This is a genomic window from Bartonella vinsonii subsp. arupensis OK-94-513, assembly GCF_000278235.1.
Lineage (GTDB): Bacteria > Pseudomonadota > Alphaproteobacteria > Rhizobiales > Rhizobiaceae > Bartonella > Bartonella arupensis.
The window spans coordinates 448,981-450,716 of record NZ_JH725038.1; the positions used below are offsets into that span (position 1 = coordinate 448,981).

Annotated in this window: 3 protein-coding genes and 1 pseudogene; all 4 read left to right on the forward strand. The window is 35.5% G+C overall.

Annotation, left to right across the window (positions count from 1 at the left end):
• On the forward strand, positions 1-478 hold a 478-nt coding region (locus ME1_RS07045), incomplete at its 5' end, for an HNH/ENDO VII family nuclease (RefSeq protein WP_004864948.1).
• A 20-nt stretch (positions 479-498) separates the two neighbouring features.
• Positions 499-972, forward strand: a complete 474-nt coding sequence (locus tag ME1_RS07050) for an SMI1/KNR4 family protein (protein WP_004864949.1) — start codon at positions 499-501, stop codon at positions 970-972.
• Positions 969-1,550 carry an SMI1/KNR4 family protein gene (locus ME1_RS07055; RefSeq protein WP_004864950.1) on the forward strand — a complete coding sequence of 194 codons (582 nt, stop codon included), beginning with the start codon at positions 969-971 and terminating at the stop codon, positions 1,548-1,550. Before ME1_RS07050 ends, ME1_RS07055 begins: the two co-directional genes overlap by 4 nt.
• Positions 1,551-1,581: 31 nt before the next feature.
• A pseudogene (locus tag ME1_RS08400) lies at positions 1,582-1,736 on the forward strand (hemagglutinin repeat-containing protein); the annotation flags it as partial.

Genomic DNA, 1,736 nt, shown 5'->3' on the forward strand with positions numbered 1-1,736 from the left:
TCAAGCACTCGGAAAGATGAGTGATGAAGTTGTTGCAACTCAATATTTGGGGCAGGAAAGAAAATTCTGGTCAGCAGATCCCATTGAGGCTGAGTTTGAAATGACTTACAAGGGAGAAAAAATTACTCAGAAAAACAAAGTCTATCAGAGAGAAGATCTGTTCGATCCTAACAAAATTGTTAAGTTGAGAAAAAATGGAAAAATAGTGTGGGTTACAAATATTGATAGAATGAAAGCAGGAAGAGCACCTATTGGTTTTGATGGTCATCCCGTTGAATTGCATCACATGTTGCAAATACAAGATAGTCCTATAGCAGAGATTAGCAGGAAGTTTCATCAAGAACATACTTCTGTTATTCATATTTATCCTAAAACACAAAAGTCACTTATCGATAGAGATATGTTCGATAGATGGAGACCGCAATATTGGAAAGAACGCGCTAAGGCTATAGAAGAAAAAATGAAGCTAAAACAATAACAATTTATGGAGAACAAATTATGAAAATTTATACTTTAACTGACGTTGCACAATTAGTAGATAAATATAGTGATATTATCGATTTTGGTACTGCAGAAGATGCGCCTGATGATATATTGATTGAGAAAGCTGAAAAAACTCTCGGTTTGCAGTTTACATCGTCTTATAAAAGTTTTTTAAAAAATTATGGAGGAGGGGAAATTGGTAGTGAGGAAATTTTTAGCATTTATGGTGTGGACTTTGAGACTGTTTATGGTGGTGATATTGTTTACAACCGCTTAACAGAGATAAAAAACGGCTTAGCAAAACCACAACAACTTGTTGTTAGCAGAACTGATTTTGGTGAGACATTTTACTTTGATTATACTCAATTTCGGGATGGCGAATGCCCACTCTATTTTGAGGTAATATCAGGAGATCCCCTTTATTATGCAAGTAATTTTTATGAATTCCTTTGTAAAAAAATTAAGGACCATGCAGGCGAAGATTCATGAAAACCTATGCCTTAGATGATGTTGTAGAATTAGTTGATAAATATGAAGGTGATATTGTCAATTTTTGTTCTGAAGAAAATGCGGTTGATGATCTCGTGATTGAAAAGGCGGAGAAAGCTCTCGGTTTACAATTCACAACGTCTTACAAGAGTTTTGTAGAACATTGTAAAGGCGGGGATATTGGTGGTGATGAAATCTATAGCCTTTATGAGCATTCTATAGGTATTCCTTTTGATGATATTGTTCACCAAAACTTAAATTATTACAGAAAACGTGGTTTTGCGACATTAGAACAGCTTGTTGTGAGTAGAACTGATTTTGGTGAGACATTTTACTTTGATTATTCTCAGTTTCGGGATAGAGAATGCCCACTTTATGTCATGTTGCCATCTGGCGATTCCGAATATTATGCAAGTAATTTTTATGAATTTTTATGCAAAAGAATTAAAGTACACGCAGGAGTTGATACACTTGATGGTGATCTGCTGATTGAAAAGACTGAAAAAGCTCCCAATCCGCAACCTATGCCTTTTTACAAGAGTTTTTGGAAAAAACTATGGAAGAGGGACAATTCCTGAAAACCTATACCTTAGATGATGTTACATCATTATTCAAAAAGGGCATTATAACGCTCAAAGCAGTCTCCATCAGTTGAGTGAAATCAACAGTGGGGATGATCTTAACTTTGTTACGAATGGCGATCTGACCATGGATGGGGTTAAGGTTAAAGGAAAGGGTGATGGAAATTTCACCAGTGGTGGTTC